Here is a 16,750-nt window from a genome sequence, read left to right as displayed (position 1 = left end):
ACTCGAGCTCCCCCGCACGGCGCACCACCACCGGCCCGCTCAGGTCGAGGCGGGCGGCTCACCGCCCGTCAGTGTGCGGCGTTGTACGCCTCTTCGATATCGGCCGGAATCCGGCCACGCTCGCTGATCTCGTAACCCTGGTCGAACGCCCACTGTCGGATCGCCCGCGTCTGCTCCGGATCACGCTTGACCGATCCGCCGGCCGCTGTCGCGGTCGACGCGGCAGCGGGGGAGGGCTTACGCTTACGGCCACCGACCCGCGTCGCATGCCCGACGTAGTAGTCGAGCTTCTTGTGAAACTCGTTCGCGTTCTTCGCTTTCAGGTCGATCGAGTACTCGACGCCGTTGATCGCGAACTCGATCGTCTCGCCGGACTCGTCGTCTATGACCGACCCGTCGATATCGTCCACCAATTGGGTTGTCACTCGTTTGGCCACAGCCGCAGGAACCTTTCATCGACACATTCGCTATGCGCAACCGCATTCGCCTGTACAAGGGTAACCAGCGTCGATATCCGCATTCTTCATCGACACGGTAAGTCGAGCCGCTATCGAGGCGTATTCGATTTCCGGCAGTCGGTCTCATAGGCACCGAGAAGGCAATATAGCTTTGGCATCCATAAGGGGTCGCGGTAGCCGTAGCCGTTGCAGTGCAACAGTATTCGGCCCGCGTGAACGCGTCCGCACGTCCCCGCCGGGGCCGCCACTTGTGGTCACCATTTTGGTCGTACGAGTCGCCCAAGCCTTACATGCCGGGGGGCCGTCCAATCAACCCACGGTCGCAAGCTCCTCTTCGGGGTTGAAAGACCACCCGTTATCTTCTTCCCAGCCCCTGATCGCCGGGGGCTGGTCGACCGATCCGGTATGGCTGACTAGTCCACTGGCCACTGTGTAGGTCTCGGTGAGTGACGCCGCCGGATCGGTAGGCACCGATTCACCGCTGATAGAGGCATGGCTACAACGACGGGTCTGCATAACGTGGGTGACGGGAACGGTGCCACGACCACCACAAACCGGAAGAACTGGGGGAGACTGTGGACAACACTAACTACCAGGTGTTCTGCGGCATCGACGTCGGTAAGACCAGTCACTACGCCGTCGCTTTGAACCGAGACGGTGAGCGTCTCGTCGGACTCGAGGTGTATCAGGACGAGGCGGAGCTTCGCAGGCTGTTCACCGACCTCAGCCGGCACGGGAAGGTGCTGGTGGTTGTCGATCAACCACGCAACATCGGCGCACTGCCGGTAGCGGTCGCGCGGGACTGCGGTGTCGAGGGCGCTTACCTGCCCGGACTGCGGATGAGGCGTATCGCGGATTTGTACCCAGGCAACGGAAAGACCGACGCCAAAGATGCCTTCATCATCGCCGACGCGGCCCGCACGCTCCCGGACACACTGCTGCCGATCGGAGAGTCCAGCGACCTCGTCGAGGGTCTGCGTCTGTTGTCCGGATTCGACGCTGATCTGGCCGTCGACGAGAATCGGCTGATCAACCGCCTGCGCTCGGTCCTGTTGTCGGTCCATCCCGCGCTCGAACGCGCGATCGGCGCACAGATGCACCGCCCGATCGGTCCTGGTCTGCTCGCGAAGTTCGGTGGACCGGTGGGGTTCGCGGCAGCATCACGGCGCCAATTGGACTCGTGCGCTGAAGGTCTCGCGCCGCGCCTGTGGAAGAAGATCGTCGACAGCATCGTCGCATCGCTGGCCGAGCAGACCGTAAGTGTTCCTGGCGCAACTCAGGCAGATCTGGTCATCAAGCACCTTGCCGGTCAGCTGCTCGACGTCCGGGTCGCCCGCCGCGACCTGGCCGCGCGGTTCGAACACGCCCTGACCGAACACCCGGCGGGTCCGATCCTGACCTCGCTGCCTGGGGTGGGGGTGCGGACCGGGGTGACGATGCTCGTCGAGATTACCGACATCGGCCGATTCCGTGACGCAGGCGCACTCGCCGTCTACGCCGGGGTCGCGCCGCGGACACATCGCTCCGGAACGTCGATCAAAGGTGAGCATCGACAACACAGTGGCAACGCCAGACTCAAACGTGCCATGTATCTTTCAGCTTTCGCAGCTCTCAAGGACCCTGTCTCCCGTGCCTACTACGACCGAAAACGCGCCGAAGGCAAGAACCACCGATCCGCATTGATATGCCTGGCTCGACGTCGCAGCAGCGTCCTCTACGCCATGCTCACGAACGAGACGCACTATCGAGTGGCGCCGCAGCGAGCACAGGACATGGTCGCAGCCTGACGGCCGCTACTGTCGCCTCCATGGCGGATATCGCAAGCTACGACGTGTACACACTCGAACTGGGGCCGTTCGAGACCCTCTCCGAGTTGCACGCAGTTCTGTCCAACCACACCGCAACCTTCGCGACGATCAACTGCGAAAGATCAGGGCAAGAAGTCGTCTCGATCTCCCACTCGATCCTTCACATCGAGGGCAAGTTCTACGTGTCCGCGGTGACAACGACCAGCAGCCGATAGCCCTCGGTTTCGGAACAGCGAAGCGTCACCGCCGAAAGTTTTCGACAGTTGGGTGAGGTCCGGCGCGCGGGCGCGACGTCGCGGGCGCTCCGCTAGCGCCAGTGCAGTCGGATTGGATGCGGCGCAGTTGACCGAGAAATCAGCTTCCCAAATTCAGGGCGGTATAATTGCGGTGCAGCAGGTTATGTTGCTGGCCAGTTCACTGCGTAGTGAGTGGAAACCGCCTCGTGGTCGCGATAGAGCTGCTTGCGTCTACGTGTCGAAAGTCTGTCGCCGAATACTGTGCCGTTGATGTGGTCGGTCTCATGCTGAAAGCAGCGTCCGAGAGTGCCACCGGCGATCAGCTGAAGCGGATCACCGTACTGGTCCTGGCCGCGGCAGGTGGAGAATTCGGGCCTGGCGAGATCGCTATACGCACCGGGCAGTGATAGACATCCTTCCCCGAACTCGATGAGCCGCCGACTATTTCCCTCCGGTAGTTCGACGATTGGGTTGCAGACAACACCCGTCTGCCGTCGCCCCGTTTCGTCATTGCAGTCGTATATGAATACCGCCAGATCGACCCCGATCTGCTGGGCTGCAAGACCGGCACCATCAGCAGCAGCGTTGGTCGCGAACATATCGGCTAGTAATCCCTGAAGCCCCGAGCCGAAATCGGTTATCGGACGGGCTGGAGTGTGCAGAACTGGAGCACCCCAACGGATTATCGGCCGTGCAGTACCGAGACGAATGAGCTCAGAAACAGGCATGGCACCTACTATCCCACGTTGGCGTCTGACCGGGGGCCGATGCGTGCGACCTTGCATACGCGCGCCAACACGCCTTTCCCGCGAACGTTTCTGCAGTTACGTGTTGCGAAGTTGATAGAAGCACTCAGCCTGTCAGTCCAGGACGTCTCATCCGAACCTTTGGAAGGTGTCCAGTCATGAACAACAACGAACTGCTCAACGATCACCAGATCATCACCGATCTCATCGGCACAGCCGCTCAGCTCCCCGCCGAAGATCCGCGCGCGGCCCGCTGGGCCACCGAAGCGCTCGCGCTCGCCAGCGCAGCAGAGCTGCCCATCCTCATCGAGGAAGCCGAGGAGTGCTCGGACGCATCGAGCACGACACCACCTGCCGATGGTGCGCAGGGCAGCCGGGAGTAGACATCCCGGGCGGGTCTTTCCGGTGCACCCACTGAGCACCAGGACCTCTTTTTGTTTCCAATTTCGTTACCGCAACGTAATGAAATGAAACGTAACGATATGAAACGAAATGGTAGAGTTCAGTCATGACCGCAGCTGAGCCGCCCCGCAAGCCAGGCCGACCCCGCATCCACGCCACCCCCGCCGATCGGGTGCGCGCGCACCGCGCCAAAGCCGCGCAGAAAGCAGGCACCGCGGCTGAGTCCGTCGGCGTCGACGAGGCCGACACCGCGACCCCGGAACTCGCCGTTGCGTCCCTCGCTGCCGTTCTGCCGGCACTGCACGCACAGTTCGGGCAGCTCGATGACCTTGTCCAACGAGTCCAGACTGCGATCGGCACCGTCTCGGACCCCAAAGCTCTCGATCAGCGTCTCGAGCTGATGCGCGCCGAAACCGCCCGCACCGTCTCCGCCGCCGAAGAACGTGCTGCCGCCGCCGAAGCAGCCGCGCACGCCGCGACCGTCCGCGCCGACGCCCTCGACGCCGAAAACGACGAGCTCCGCGCCGACGCCGCCGACGCATGGGAGCAGACCGATGCAGCAGAAAACGCCGCCGAGCAGGCCCGCATCCAGGTCGAGGAGCAGAAGGCCGCGCACCGCGCCGAACTCGACGAGCTCGACGCACGCCAACGCGCCGAAATCAGTGCCCTGCAGGACACTCACGACACCATTGTGGCCTCGCTCAACACCAGTCACCGCGAATCGATCGACCGCTACGACGAGAAGGATCGCCGCCGCGAGGACGAGCTGGTCGAGCTGCGCGCCGAAGCGAAAAGGTTGCGTGCCGATCTCGCCGCCGAACGCACCGCACGCCAGGATGACAACCGCACCAGCGCAGCAACACTCACCCAGCAGCGCACCGACGCCACCAAACGTGAAGCCGAGCTGCGCCGCGACTACACCGAACGCATCGACGAACAGAAGACGATCGCCGCCGATCTGCGCGAAGAGATCTCGTTGCAGCGCGCCGAACTCGATCGTCTCCGTGGCCTCGAGGAAGACCGCCGCCACAACTGAAAGGCCGGGTCAGGTGCGGTCATGCCGGGGAGTGGGCGTCCCACTGCGCTACCTCGCAGCCTCCGGCGTTGCCCCATATGGGTCACCAAAGGGGGTCGTACGAGGACGCCGAGTCTGACACGCCGGGGACCCCCGTCCAGTAAAACCACGGTCGCAGGCTCCCAAGACGTGGTTTGACAGTCCACCCTCGTCATGTCCGATCGCTACGTCTCATCCGAACCTCGAAAGGATCTCGCCATGCTTCCAGATCGGCTCTCCGCCATCGCCTCCGCTGCCCTGAATCGCGGCGCAACGAGCGCCACCCACAACCTGGGCGGACTGCACGCGGACGTGCACCACGCCACGATGTGCGGGCAGTGGGTCACAGCCGAGCAGCTCGACACCCGCACCTGGGAATGCCTACTCGGCAAGCACCGCACCGACGAAGCTATCGAACCTCTCAAGCTCTAGGCCGGACGGCTCCGCCCACACCGGGCGGGGCCCAACCCGTCCCATCTGGTCGGGGGTCCGGACCCTCGTCCAGCTCATTCACACGAATGACTGTTGCCGGAACCAACCCGAGAAGGTTCAGCGGGGCGTCGACCGCGAAGTTCGGATCTGACAGTCCGTTAATGATCGAGAGCAAGTCGGCGAACCGCGCCGCGTTGGTCGGGCGGACGTTGGCGTGCATCATCTCGAACGCGTCCACCGCTTCGGGGGAACACAGTTCAGTGAGGATCGCCAGCTCCAGACTGTCGATCTCCGACAGCGCGGTGGTGGAGGATTCGGGTGAACTCATGGTGTGTGTCCTTCGGTGAGGTGAGACAGGTCAGAGGGGTAGTCCGGGGGTGAGGGGCAGGGAGGTGACGATGGCACCGACGAGGCACCCACATGCGATCGTCGCCAGGCGTCTGTTGGTGCGGTCCTCCCAATAGGCCTCGGCCACGAACACCTTGCGTAGCAATCCAGCAGCCCACGCGAGAAACGCGACCACAACCAGTAGTAAGAACACCCAGCGTAGGGCTGTCGTCAACAGGTCCATCATCGGTCAGCGTCCGAGATCGTGTGCAACGCGCGGCTGCGGGGATTGCACCGGTGGCGTCGCTTCACGTGGGTGACTCGGTCGGCGATTGAGCACAGCCCGCAAGGAGGGCGTCGCCATCGACGGCGTCGAGGGCTGGCCGGCAACTGACACGTTTGACTGACCCTGCGCCGCGGGGTCGTCTATCGGCGCGATGTCCGCGCGTGGCTCGAACGACTGCGTTCGCTTCTGCAGATCGCCCAGCTCGCCACTGAGCGCGGCGACATGGTCGCGATCACGCACGGTATCGAGAGTGGCGATGTTCGCCCGAAGAGAGGCGATGCGATGACGCCGCTCGACCGCCTCACGCTCGTGCACCGTGATCGGTGCCGCATGGCTCACGGTCAGTTTCTGGCTCTCGGGATCCGCGGTGACCGAACCGCCGACCCGCTCGGCGATCGCGGAAGCAATGCGCTTCGCATCCGCTGTCGAATACACCCCGACCACCGTGCGCGAATCGGGAATCGGCCCCGGACGGGTCGACTGCACTCGGACCTCGCTCACGTCCGGCGCGGTAGGGGGAGCGTCGATCCGCGAGGGTGCGGAGTCGGCGAATCGAGCGATCACTTCGGCCACTGCGGGCGGGGCCGGCACTTGCGCCTTGCGCACACCCGCTGCGTACCCGGGTTCGCTACTGAGCACCACCGCCAATTCGTTGGGAGTCCCGGTGAACGGGAGCTCGGTGTGTGCGCCGTCGCTCGACCGAACATTGACCGCGGCGGCGATACGGTCGACCTCCCGGCCGGCGGACAGCATCGCGGCCTGACTGACCGCGAAGGACGACGCCGCTGTCCGCGACTGAAACTCGGCGCGCGCGAACACATGGCCGGGATCGTTGTGTTGATCGAGGGTCGCGACCTCGACGGTGATCAATTCGGAGTGGGTAGGACGATTTCGTGCAGAAGTCATGAGGAGTGATCCTTTTTCGTCGTGCGCGCGTGTTCTCCCGGAGACGGCACGCGCGGAGAAGTGCGGAAGTGTGTTGGTTCAGCCGGCGTCGACACGCCGGCTGCAACCGAGCGCGGCGGAACTTGTCGGTGGCCTGGTGTCTACTGGCCGCCACACGGGGTGACCCCCCAGAACGAGAAGCGAGGTGATGATCGTGGTGATCGCGATAGTGGCCGGCATCGTCATCGTCGTTGCGGTTTTGCGCGCCGGCGTCACCGACGACGGCGGCTGGCGATTCGCGCCGGTACGCGCAACGGGCATGGTGTTCGGAATGGGCTTCCGAATCGTGGCCGTGGTGGCCGGCATCCTGTTCGCGATGGCAGTTGCCGTCGTGGCCAGTGCGTTCAGCAGCCCGCTGTGACTTCTCGCCCGGCCACAGTGTCAGAACAGCGTGGGAGTACCGCTCTCCAATAGAGCTGCCTGCACCGCTGCGTCGTCCCAACCCTGGCGTACCGCCGCACGCAACCGGCGCGAGCGCGCAGCACGTGCGGCTCGATCCGGCCCGTACCAAAGCCCCGGTTGGCGACGTCCACCGCCGCGACCTTTCGCGGCCATGTCGCGCAGATTCTGCGACTGGTTCCCGTCGACCACGTGAAGAGGCTGTTGCTGCGCCTCGTCCAGCGTCACTCGTACACAGATCGGGTTGTCGCACATGTGCAATGCGTTCACCGACTCGTCGATCGCCCCACCGAGCGCGATCGCCAATGCGTAGCGATGCGGGCGAACCACCCGCGGTTGTCCACCGCGGGAGACCCAGAATCTGCCGTACCCGTCGTCGGCAATGGCCCCGATCCAGATCGCACACGAGGACCGATGCGGCCCGTGCACCACGTAGCTGCGAAACCGAGCTCGCTCGTCGGCATCGCCTACTGCTAACGGTTTCGGCACCGACTCCCCACCCACCTAACGGTTCCCGGCCGGTCGGCCTGTCGTGAACACGACGGCCGCTGTGCGCCAACGACTTCTCGCCGCGAACACGGCCCGCTGTCGAGGATCTCATCGACCCGTCTCCCGCGCTATCCGGTGTGCGCCAGTGACTGTACGTCGGGAGCGTTGTCAGCGTGGACGTGTTCGTTCTGCGTCTGATGTTCCGGCGGAACGGCCGTCGCCGCCGGCCCGGTGGAGCTTCGCTCACCGGTGTTGGTCGAAGACGCATCTTCGCTCGCGTTCAGGCTGATCCGCGGGCGCTTCGTCGTGGAGCCCGTACCGCGTTTGCGTGACTCCGACGACTTACCTCCGGAGGCAGCTGCGATGACCGACGTCGGCACGGTGAGGCCGATGTCGCGGAGTTCGGCTGCAGTCCACCCGCCCGTCAGCGCTTCTTTCATGGCGGCGTGAACGGCCTTCTTGCTGGCCTCGACCGATTTCGTTGCTGCGCGTTTGGTGGCTTCGGCGGCTTTGATCGCGGCGTCGGCTTCGGCTCGTTGCTTGGCGGCGTTCTCCTCGGCGGTGCCGACTGCTTGCTGGGCGGTGACGATGGCTTCGGCCAAGGCGACACGTCCACGAACGGCAGCCTCAGCTGCGGCGTAGATGGCGTCTGTGTTGATGGGGGTGGCACTCATGAGTTGCGGGCCTTTCAAGTCGCCCGAACCGTCGGCAACATCAGCGCGACGAGTTCGGTGGGTACACGAATTGGCGCTTGAAGGATCGACCCGCAACGGCATCCTCAGCGGGTGTCAGTCTACCCGGTCATAGCCGCACACACACGGATCGAAGGTCGGCCTTCCCTCCGCGATCGAGGACAACGGAACGCTGCACTGGTATGCCGGGGTGAGCGACGGAGGGTAGCTACTCTCGCGGTTGCACCGTTGTTCGAGATCGGAAGGCCCCTTTAGATGACGCGCACGGATGAGACGTGGTTCCGCCTCCGAGAGTGGACGCAAGGCCAGACTCCATCAGAGCGCCTCGCGGCGCACGTCCTCGATGCGGAGGGATACGAGAACATCGACCCCTCACACCCCCTCGGCGGCAAGGACGGCGGCAAAGACGCCGTCGCCACCAAGGACGGAAAGAGCTGGGTCATGGGTGTGTACTTCCCCAGGGGCCAGCAGACGTTCACCACGATCAAGAACAAGTTCACCGACGATCTGACTGGCGCAAAGACGCACTCACCGCATGGCTTCGTCTTCGTAACCAATCAGGAGCTGACCTTGGGTGAACGAGCGAACCTGGTAGATCTCGGAGACGGAACCGAGATCGAGCTCTACCACCTCGAGCGAACCACGGGTGTCATCGATCGACCCAAAATGGCGCAGATCCGCAAGCAGTATCTCGACATCGAAGCCGGCCCACCTCCCATCGACGTATCACTGTTCATCGACGGCGCTGCCCGCTACTTTTCCAACGGCGAGGCTGCGAGAGAGCACCTCACCTCCGCGATCAGTGACGATGAGCGGAAGCAATTCGCCGAGGCCGAGGCAGCATCACGAGAGGCGTCACCGTTCGGTGTCCCGCCGCACATCTCGAGTCTGTTGGGAATCGGGTACGACCCACAGCCGCGAACGAGAGCGGACCTCGACGCACGTCTTGCCCAGTGGTCTGAGGAAGTGCGAGAAGGCTGGGTTGACAGCGAGCAGTACCTGGCCGCAATTACGTGGCCGGGATTGCGACTGCGGCTCCGAAACATCGAACAGGTCTTTCTCAACGACGTTCAGGTCATCATCACAATCAAAGGCGCGCAAGGTCTCGACTGGGAGGAGCGCGACACCTTCGGGTTCGACGAGTTCATTCCCCCCGTCTCGCCGCCCGGACAGCCATTGTTCGACACGTATCTGCCTCCTCCGGTGACGGACTACCGCAAAGGCTTGCAACTGGCGGACGCGCCCCTTGAGTGGGACAACACAGATGCCGAGACGATCGTCATCACAATCGACCTGCCACACCTCCGTCCTGATCAGACATGGACCAGCGATAACGAACTGCTGATCCTGCGCGCGATCGATCACACCGCGTCCTCTCTGACTGCCGAGTGGACAGTGACCGCGCAAACCTACGGCGAGTCCTACAGCGGAGTGCCACTCAGCATCCCGGTCCAGGCCGAAAATCTCGGTGACAGCTACCGAGCGGCGGTCACCCGGTCCGATCAGACCTGATGGACACACACGTAGACAGCTTCTCGTCCCGAGCAACCTAACGTCTCTGGGCTTCGCGGCGACGTTGGCGCGCGATCCGCATCCGGTGTGAGGGGTGCGTGTGCGACGGCCAGACGGTCGAACGAGGACCGTTCGCGGCGTACACCGCCAAGCACGCCGCAACACCGTCACTGCCGAACAGACGCGCCGCGACACCGTCGGCGTAGTACTCACGCGGCCAACTCATCACCATGAGCGAGACCACTATGGCAACACCCATCGACGGAATGAACAAGGGGAACCACACCGACCCGGCCAACCCGCCGTTCGCATCCCGCGTCGACGACACGAACGCTGCGGCGCAGCCACCGAGCAGGATCACCACCAGAACGACGTACGCCACGTAGTAGAGCCGGCGGGCGCGACGAAGCTTGGTCAAGTCCTCACGGTGCCCCAATTCGTGGGCCAGTAATGCCGACGACGGCAACGACTGCGGATCCGGCTGTGCACTGATCCATCCGTCCGTGACACCCAACGTGTCGGTGCCGTGGTGGTAGCGAGCACCCATACCCAACGGACCGGGGAGGAACTCGACGGACGGGGGAGGGGACTGACCGAGTAGAGCCGCGATTTCCCCAACACGAGCCACCCACATCTCGCGCTGCTCGGCGCTCGTCGTCGACTGCGGCACCGGTCGACGCACGGCCATCACCCACCCTCGCGTTCAGCGCCATCGGCAGCCACACGCGAGACCAGAGCGCGGGCCGCTCCCGCGTCCAGGCCCACCATCTCCGCCGCCACATCGAGACCGCCGACATGGGCCTGCAACTCGATCAACGCCGCCACCATCGCCCGCTCCGCTGCGACCACCTGAGCTTGCGCAGCCAGAAACGATGCCACCGCCGGACGGGCCGAGCTGGCCGCGCCGGCCACCTTCGCCGCCGCCGCCGCGCGGAGCTGAGTCCGCGTGGAGATCCGATCACCCGACCTACTCACCGCAGTACCCACCTCCACACAGACACGCCAGTCAGCACTCGTCACGACCCACAGGCCCTCTCCTACAGCCCAGTTCTCGCTGCCACACCATTTCACCTCACGAACCCAAGATCAAGCCCTACAGACCTCTTGCATTAAGGATAACGAAAAGATAACAGCAGCTATGATCTGTTTCGTGACCGCGACGATGCACAAGCTGACGGCCGGGGACGGGTACATGTACCTGATCCGGCAGGTCGCTGCGCACGACGCCACCGCACGTGGACGCGACACTCTCGCGGACTACTACTCCTCGAAAGGCGAGTCGCCCGGCCTCTGGATGGGATCGGGGCTACCCACGCTGCGCACCATCGGCGCAGGCGACGAGGTCACCGAAGCGCACATGCTCGCGCTGTTCGGCGAAGGCAAACACCCCGACGCCACCGCCATCGAAGGCAGGCACGCCACCGCCCTCGTCGCCGACGGTGCCAGCAAGAAAGACGCCGCCGCGCTCGCACTGCGAGAGAGCAAGCTGGGCAACCCCTTTCGGATTCACTCCGGCGTCACCGAGTTCCGCAAGGCGGTCGGCGAAGCGTTCACCGAACACAACGCCGCCCTCGGTCTGCCCTCCCACGCGCCGGTCGACGACGACGTCCGCGCGCAGATCCGCACCCGAATCGCCCGCGAGATGTTCGAGACCGAACTCGGCCGCGCACCGCTCGACGACCGCGAACTCAGCGGCTGGGTGGCCAAGAACTCTCGCGCCAAGACCACCGCCGTCGCCGGATACGACGTCACCTTCAGCCCGGTGAAGTCGGTCAGTGCCCTGTGGGCGCTGGCCCCGCGAGAGATGTCCGAAGCGATCGAAGCCGCCCACCATGACGCGGTCAAAGACGCGCTCGACTGGTTCGAGAACAACGCCCTGCTCACTCGGCTCGGCACCGATGGTGTGCAGCAGGTCGACACCGAAGGAATGCTCGCCGCCGCCTTCACCCACCGCGACTCCCGCGCGGGCGAGCCCGACCTGCACACCCACGTCGCGATCTCGAACAAGGTGAAAGTCAAAGGGCAGAACAAGTGGCTCGCCATCGACGGCCGGCCACTGCACAAAGCGATGGTCGCGATCTCCGAGACCTACAACACCCGCCTCGAGGGATACCTCCGAGACCGTCTCGGCGTCGACTTCGCCGAGCGCGCCGGCACTGACCCCGGCAAACGCCCGATCCGCGAAATCGTAGGCGTCGACGCCGATCTGGCCGCCCGCTGGTCCTCCCGCGCCGGGATGATCGACCTGCGCCGCGGAGAACTCGCCGCCGAGTTCCAACGCGAACTCGGCCGCGAACCCACACCCGCCGAAGCCCGCAAACTCAACCAACGCGCCAACCTCGAAACCCGCGAAGCCAAACACGAACCACGCTCGCTGGCAGAACAACGCACTGCCTGGCGCGCCGAAGCAATCGAAGTCCTCGGAAACGAACGCGCTCTCTCGGAAATGATCCGACGCACCACCCACGACCACGGGCCCGTACGCGAACCCGTCACCGTGGACGCACAGTGGATCGCCGAAAGCGCCGACCACGCCCTGTCGGTGGTCGGGCAGAGCCGCGCCCGCTGGCAGGAGTGGCATGTGCGCGCCGAAGCGGCCCGCATCGTGCGCGCGCACTCGGTCCCGAGCGAGCAGATGGAATACGCCATCACCGCCATCACCGATGCTGCTCTGGACCCGCAGCGATCGGTCGCGTTGGGACCGGACGACGACCTGGACGAGCCCGGGGTATTGCGCCGCAGCAACGGGGCCAGCGTCTACACCACCGAAGGCACGCGCCTCTACACCTGCGAGTCCATCCTCGCCGCCGAAGACCGCCTCGTGCAGGCCGCGCAACTGGGCGGGGGACGCAGCGTCGACCCGCTCACCGTCGACCTCGCGTTGCTCGAACACGCCGCCAACAAATTCGATCTCAACACCTCCCAAGCACAGATGGTCCGGGAGCTCGCCACCTCCGGGCAACGCCTCCAGCTCGCCCTCGCACCCGCCGGCACCGGCAAGACCACCGCCATGGCCGTACTGCGGAGCAGCTGGGAAGCAGAAGGGGGCCACGTCCTCGGTCTGGCACCGACCGCCGCCGCAGCCTCCGCCCTCGAACAAGACCTCGACGCAACCACCGACACCCTCGGCAAACTCGTCGACACACTCTGCGAGCTCGACGACGCCGCACCCGGCGAGGTCGTGACAGTCCCGGACTGGTTCGACAGCATCGACCACCGTTCCCTCGTCGTCATCGACGAAGCCGGCATGGCCTCGACCGCCGACCTCGACCTGGCCGTGCAGTTCGTCCTCGACCGCGGTGGCAGCGTCCGTCTGGTCGGAGACGATCAACAGCTCGCCTCCGTCGCCGCCGGCGGAGTGCTCCGCGACATCGCTACCACCACCGGGGCGATCACCCTCACCGACGTCGTCCGATTCAAGGACAACGCCGAAGGCCTCGCCTCCCTGGACCTGCGAGCCGGAAACGCCGAAGCCATCGGCTTCTACATCGACAACAACCGAGTCCACGTCGGAGATCTCGTTGCCGCCGAAGACCAGGCCTACTCGGCATGGCAACGCGACATCGAAAACGGCCTCGACGCGGTCATGCTCGCCCCCACCCGGGACACGGTCCGCACCCTCAACGAACGCGCCCGTATCGACCGCCTCGCTGCGACGGGCAAGACCATCATCGGCCGCGAGGTCACCTTGGCCGACGGACTGCACGCCTCGGTCGGTGACGTCATCACCACCCGTCGCAACAATCGACGACTCGTCATCGGGGCCACCGACTTCGTCCGCAACGGCAACCGGTGGACCGTCGAGGAAACGAACGCCGACGGCAGCCTGAAAGTCCGCCGCATCGGAGACGGTCGTGTGGTGACCCTGCCCGCCGACTACGTCAGCGAGAAGGTCACCCTCGGATACGCCCGCACCATTCACGGCGCGCAGGGCATCACGGCCGACACCTGCCACACCGTCTTCAGTGGACGCGAGACCCGGCAGCTCGCCTACGTCGCCGCTACCCGTGGCCGCAGCGAGAACCACCTGTACTTCGGGTCCGCCCTCGACGGCGACGAACACTCGGTCATCACCCCTGAAGCCGTCACACCGCAAACGGCTGTGGACCTGTTCACCCGCATCCTCGGCCGAGACGGCGCGCAGGAATCGGCCACCACCGCCGCCCGCCGACTCGCAGACCCCGCCGAGCGACTCCCGATCGCCGCAGCGGCCTACGACGATGCCGTCGGCACCGCCGCAGAACAGGTCCTCGGCGACGACGAGATGGAGCGCATCGATGCCGAAGCGGACAAGGTCGTCCCCGGCGTCACCGACGCTGCAGCATGGCCCGTGCTGCGCAAGCACCTGGCCATCCGCGCCGTCGGGGGAACCGACCCGATCGCCGCACTCGCCCGCGCCGCCAGCCACCGCGAACTCGACACCGCCGTCGACGTCGCCGCCGTCCTGGACTGGAGGCTCGACCCGAGCGGAGAGCATTCCGCCGGCAGCGGCCCCCTGCCGTGGCTGCCCGCCATCCCTCCAGCCCTTCGTGCAGACCCGACGTGGAGCAACTACCTCACCGCCCGCGCAGAACTGGTCGACACCCTCTCGACAGCGGTCGACGAACGAGCCCGCGGCTGGACCAGCGAGACCGCGCCGGTCTGGGCCCGGCCCTTCCTCGAACACCCGGACCTGCTCGCGGACCTCGCCGTGTGGCGCGCAGCGCGCACAGTCGACGACATCGACCTCCGGCCCACCGGTCCCCCGCAGTTCGCGGCCGCACACAAACGGCAGCAGAACCGGCTCGACAAGAGGGCAGCAGCGGTCATCGGCTCGCCCGATGCCGCCACCAACGCCTGGAGAGCGCTCGCCCAGAAGATCGAGCCGCGGATCCTCACCGATCCGTTCTGGCCGGTGCTCGCACTCCGGCTGACCACCGCCCGCCGCGCCGGTCTCGACGTCCCCGCTCTGCTGCGTTCGGTCACCGGGGACCGCCCACTACCCGACGAGATGCCCGCTGCAGCCCTGTGGTGGCGGCTCTCGCGCACCCTGAGCCCGGCCGCTCTGGACTCCACGACACCGTCCAAGCACCTCGCACCGCACTGGACGCCGACCCTCGACGTCGTGTTCGGCGAGGAGACCGCGCGCACGATCCGCAGCGATCACGCATGGCCCTCCCTCGTCGCCGCGGTCGACAACGCGCCCATCGACTGGGAGCCGCAGCAGATCCTGGCCTTCACCGACGAGCTGCTCACCCAGGCCCGCGACGTCGACGACGAACTACGCCCCGACGAGCTCACCCAAGCGTTGGCGTGGCGGATCACCGCCCTGAGCCATCACGAGTTCACCCACCACGACTTCCCAGCCGTCGAACACGCACTGGTCGACCCTGCCGAGGACGAGGCAGCAGCAACCGTCGCCGGAAAAATCGACCCGTACGAGTCGACCCCCGCCACCACGCAGAGCCACGCCCCCGAGACCACCACCGCAACCGTCACCGGGACCGGCCCGGTGTTCGAGGCCGGCTTCGACGACTACTACCCCGAGCTGAGCGACGCGGACCTGCCTCCCGACCCGGAGTCCGACCTGCCGCCACCGGACTTCGAGTACGACACCGGGGCCGACTGGGACATGCTCGCGGAGTCGATGGACTCCCTGCGCATGGTCCGCCCCGAACACGAAGACATCGCACCCGCTGCCCGGGTGGCCGCGCTGCACGCCGAGCTCGCGGACGCACGCACCCGCAGCAACGATCTGTGGCGCGCGTACCTCGACGAACGAGGCCCCGCGATGACCGCTGCGATCCCCATGATCGTCGATGTCCGCAGCCGCGCCGACGCCCTGCGCCCGCTGTACTTCGCCGCACAGGACGCGCACGCCCGGTGGCTGGAGACGACCCGCGAACTCGAAACCACCGACGCTCGATGCCGAGACCTGGCGCGAGCTGCAGCAGCCGCGACCAAGGACGGCCGCGACGACGACGCACTCCACGCCCAGGCCGACCTCGCCCTGGTCGAGATACTGCGCGAGCACGCGCACGCCACCGAACGCGACGCCCACCAGCTCTGGCAGCGGGCCCAGGCCGACCTCGAGACCGCAGCCGGGGGACCCGGCAACATCGTGACCACCGCCGATGCCGACGTCATCCGCGACACGGCAGCCAGCATCGACCAGATGTCGGTCGACGACGCCCGCGCCACCGTTCGCGCACTCGAAGGCGAGATCATGCGCGCGGAAATGCACGAGGCCCACCACGATGCCCCCGCCGTCGCCGAACACACCCCCCTGCCGCCGGCACGCTCGCCCGAGCCGGACAGTCGCGGCCAGGTCGCCGTCCTCACCAAGCCCGACGTCGACCGTGCAAGCCCCACCGCCGCACCGAAAAAGCCTGCGCAGAATCGCAGTACACCGGCTCGATCCGACCGCACCACAGCGCGCCTTGCTCTGTCGGATCCAGCGTTCGCGGCGGTCGAGCCCTCCCGAGATCCCCGTGCACTCACCACCGAGTCCGTCGATTCGGAACTCCCGGCATCCGAAGCGTCGGCGATGCCCGACTCCGAGCCGGACCTGCACGGGACATCGCTTCCCGACGAGAGCGCCCCACCGGTGCCGAGCAGTGTCAGCACTGAGGCAACTGCTACTGCCGAACCGACAGAGACCACAGTCGATCCGGACCTGATCGAGGAACGCATCGCCGAGGGAACCAAGGCCATGAAGACCGCAACACCCGAGCTCAAAGCCAAGATCAAACAGACCACGCTCAGTCAACGGCTCAATCCCAGCGAGAGCGGGGCCGCGACGTTGGCTCGCTACCGCGCAGAACTCGAACGCCGCGCCGCCCTCACGCAGGGCGAACGCGCCGCCGAAGACGCGGTACGCGAACGACTACGCAGACAGCAGGCAAAGGGAAGCAAGGGACCGCACCGAGAACCCGAGAGCGGCCCACGAAAGGACCGTGGCCATGAACTGTGAGCACCGAATGAA

The 16,750-nt window shown here is 65.7% G+C and carries 17 protein-coding genes; 8 read left to right on the top strand and 9 right to left on the bottom strand.

Features of this window, described 5'->3' with window-relative positions; translation table 11 throughout:
• Positions 1-68 precede the first annotated feature (68 nt).
• The gene (locus tag CH292_RS27890; protein ID WP_042940532.1) at positions 69-437 is read right to left on the bottom strand and encodes an Lsr2 family protein; all 369 of its coding nucleotides are present in this window, start codon (positions 435-437) and stop codon (positions 69-71) included.
• Positions 438-1,021: 584 nt separating this feature from the next.
• Here CH292_RS27890 and CH292_RS27885 point away from each other — a divergent pair.
• Together CH292_RS27885 and CH292_RS27880 are read left to right on the top strand one after the other, a co-directional pair.
• A complete protein-coding gene (locus CH292_RS27885) occupies positions 1,022-2,245 on the top strand; it encodes an IS110 family transposase (RefSeq protein WP_143545839.1) in 1,224 nt (407 codons plus the stop codon).
• Between the two features lie 20 nt (positions 2,246-2,265).
• Positions 2,266-2,481 (top strand): hypothetical protein, encoded by a 216-nt coding sequence (locus CH292_RS27880; protein WP_032406394.1) that lies wholly within the window; start codon positions 2,266-2,268, stop codon positions 2,479-2,481.
• Between the two features lie 182 nt (positions 2,482-2,663).
• Here CH292_RS27880 and def read toward each other — a convergent pair whose 3' ends face one another.
• Positions 2,664-3,230, bottom strand: a complete 567-nt coding sequence (gene def, locus CH292_RS27875) for a peptide deformylase (protein WP_072692221.1) — start codon at positions 3,228-3,230, stop codon at positions 2,664-2,666.
• Between the two features lie 176 nt (positions 3,231-3,406).
• Between def and CH292_RS27870 the strand changes: the two genes are divergently transcribed.
• The 3 genes from CH292_RS27870 (at position 3,407) to CH292_RS27860 (ending at position 5,136) form a co-directional block, all read left to right on the top strand.
• Positions 3,407-3,631 carry a hypothetical protein gene (locus CH292_RS27870; RefSeq protein WP_032406395.1) on the top strand — a complete coding sequence of 75 codons (225 nt, stop codon included), beginning with the start codon at positions 3,407-3,409 and terminating at the stop codon, positions 3,629-3,631.
• A gap of 125 nt (positions 3,632-3,756) precedes the next feature.
• Positions 3,757-4,686, top strand: coding sequence for a hypothetical protein (locus CH292_RS27865; RefSeq protein ID WP_032406396.1), 930 nt, complete (start codon positions 3,757-3,759; stop codon positions 4,684-4,686).
• A 237-nt stretch (positions 4,687-4,923) separates the two neighbouring features.
• Positions 4,924-5,136: a hypothetical protein gene (locus CH292_RS27860; RefSeq protein WP_139278526.1), complete on the top strand. Its 213-nt coding sequence runs from the start codon at positions 4,924-4,926 to the stop codon at positions 5,134-5,136.
• Here the strand turns inward: CH292_RS27860 and CH292_RS27855 are convergent.
• From CH292_RS27855 to CH292_RS27845, 3 genes are read right to left on the bottom strand one after another with little or no spacing between them, the layout of a single operon-like run.
• Positions 5,126-5,464, bottom strand: coding sequence for a hypothetical protein (locus CH292_RS27855; protein WP_094656324.1), 339 nt, complete (start codon positions 5,462-5,464; stop codon positions 5,126-5,128). The genes CH292_RS27860 and CH292_RS27855 overlap by 11 nt on opposite strands.
• A 30-nt stretch (positions 5,465-5,494) precedes the next feature.
• Positions 5,495-5,698, bottom strand: coding sequence for a hypothetical protein (locus CH292_RS27850; protein ID WP_139278527.1), 204 nt, complete (start codon positions 5,696-5,698; stop codon positions 5,495-5,497).
• A gap of 15 nt (positions 5,699-5,713) precedes the next feature.
• Positions 5,714-6,655: a hypothetical protein gene (locus CH292_RS27845; protein ID WP_072692222.1), complete on the bottom strand. Its 942-nt coding sequence runs from the start codon at positions 6,653-6,655 to the stop codon at positions 5,714-5,716.
• 187 nt (positions 6,656-6,842) lie between these two features.
• On the opposite strand from CH292_RS27845, the gene CH292_RS27840 reads away from it, so the two are divergent.
• The gene (locus CH292_RS27840) at positions 6,843-7,055 is read left to right on the top strand and encodes a hypothetical protein (RefSeq protein ID WP_032406401.1); all 213 of its coding nucleotides are present in this window, start codon (positions 6,843-6,845) and stop codon (positions 7,053-7,055) included.
• A 20-nt stretch (positions 7,056-7,075) separates the two neighbouring features.
• Here CH292_RS27840 and CH292_RS27835 read toward each other — a convergent pair whose 3' ends face one another.
• Both CH292_RS27835 and CH292_RS27830 read right to left on the bottom strand, forming a co-directional pair.
• Positions 7,076-7,582 carry a hypothetical protein gene (locus tag CH292_RS27835; protein WP_032406434.1) on the bottom strand — a complete coding sequence of 169 codons (507 nt, stop codon included), beginning with the start codon at positions 7,580-7,582 and terminating at the stop codon, positions 7,076-7,078.
• Positions 7,583-7,710: 128 nt separating this feature from the next.
• Complete coding sequence (locus tag CH292_RS27830; RefSeq protein ID WP_032406402.1) at positions 7,711-8,256, bottom strand: hypothetical protein; 546 nt, start codon at positions 8,254-8,256, stop codon at positions 7,711-7,713.
• A 273-nt stretch (positions 8,257-8,529) separates the two neighbouring features.
• Between CH292_RS27830 and CH292_RS27825 the strand changes: the two genes are divergently transcribed.
• Positions 8,530-9,786 carry a hypothetical protein gene (locus tag CH292_RS27825; protein ID WP_032406403.1) on the top strand — a complete coding sequence of 419 codons (1,257 nt, stop codon included), beginning with the start codon at positions 8,530-8,532 and terminating at the stop codon, positions 9,784-9,786.
• 37 nt (positions 9,787-9,823) lie between these two features.
• Here the strand turns inward: CH292_RS27825 and CH292_RS27820 are convergent, their stop codons facing one another.
• Together CH292_RS27820 and CH292_RS27815 are read right to left on the bottom strand one after the other, a co-directional pair.
• Entirely contained in the window at positions 9,824-10,474 is a 651-nt protein-coding gene (locus tag CH292_RS27820; RefSeq protein WP_032406404.1) for a M48 family metalloprotease, read from the bottom strand.
• Positions 10,474-10,761: a hypothetical protein gene (locus CH292_RS27815; protein WP_139278519.1), complete on the bottom strand. Its 288-nt coding sequence runs from the start codon at positions 10,759-10,761 to the stop codon at positions 10,474-10,476. The genes CH292_RS27820 and CH292_RS27815 overlap by 1 nt, the downstream gene beginning before the upstream one ends.
• Before the next feature lie 175 nt (positions 10,762-10,936).
• Here CH292_RS27815 and mobF point away from each other — a divergent pair, with 175 nt between their 5' ends.
• Positions 10,937-16,738 carry a MobF family relaxase gene (mobF, locus tag CH292_RS27810; RefSeq protein WP_162182871.1) on the top strand — a complete coding sequence of 1,934 codons (5,802 nt, stop codon included), beginning with the start codon at positions 10,937-10,939 and terminating at the stop codon, positions 16,736-16,738.
• Positions 16,739-16,750 lie beyond the last annotated feature (12 nt).

Origin of the sequence: Rhodococcus sp. 14-2470-1a (assembly GCF_002259425.1) — a bacterium.
GTDB classification, from domain to species: domain Bacteria; phylum Actinomycetota; class Actinomycetes; order Mycobacteriales; family Mycobacteriaceae; genus Rhodococcoides; species Rhodococcoides fascians_E.
Note: the sequence above shows the minus strand (reverse complement) of the source record. Positions and strands in the feature narration are given on the sequence as shown.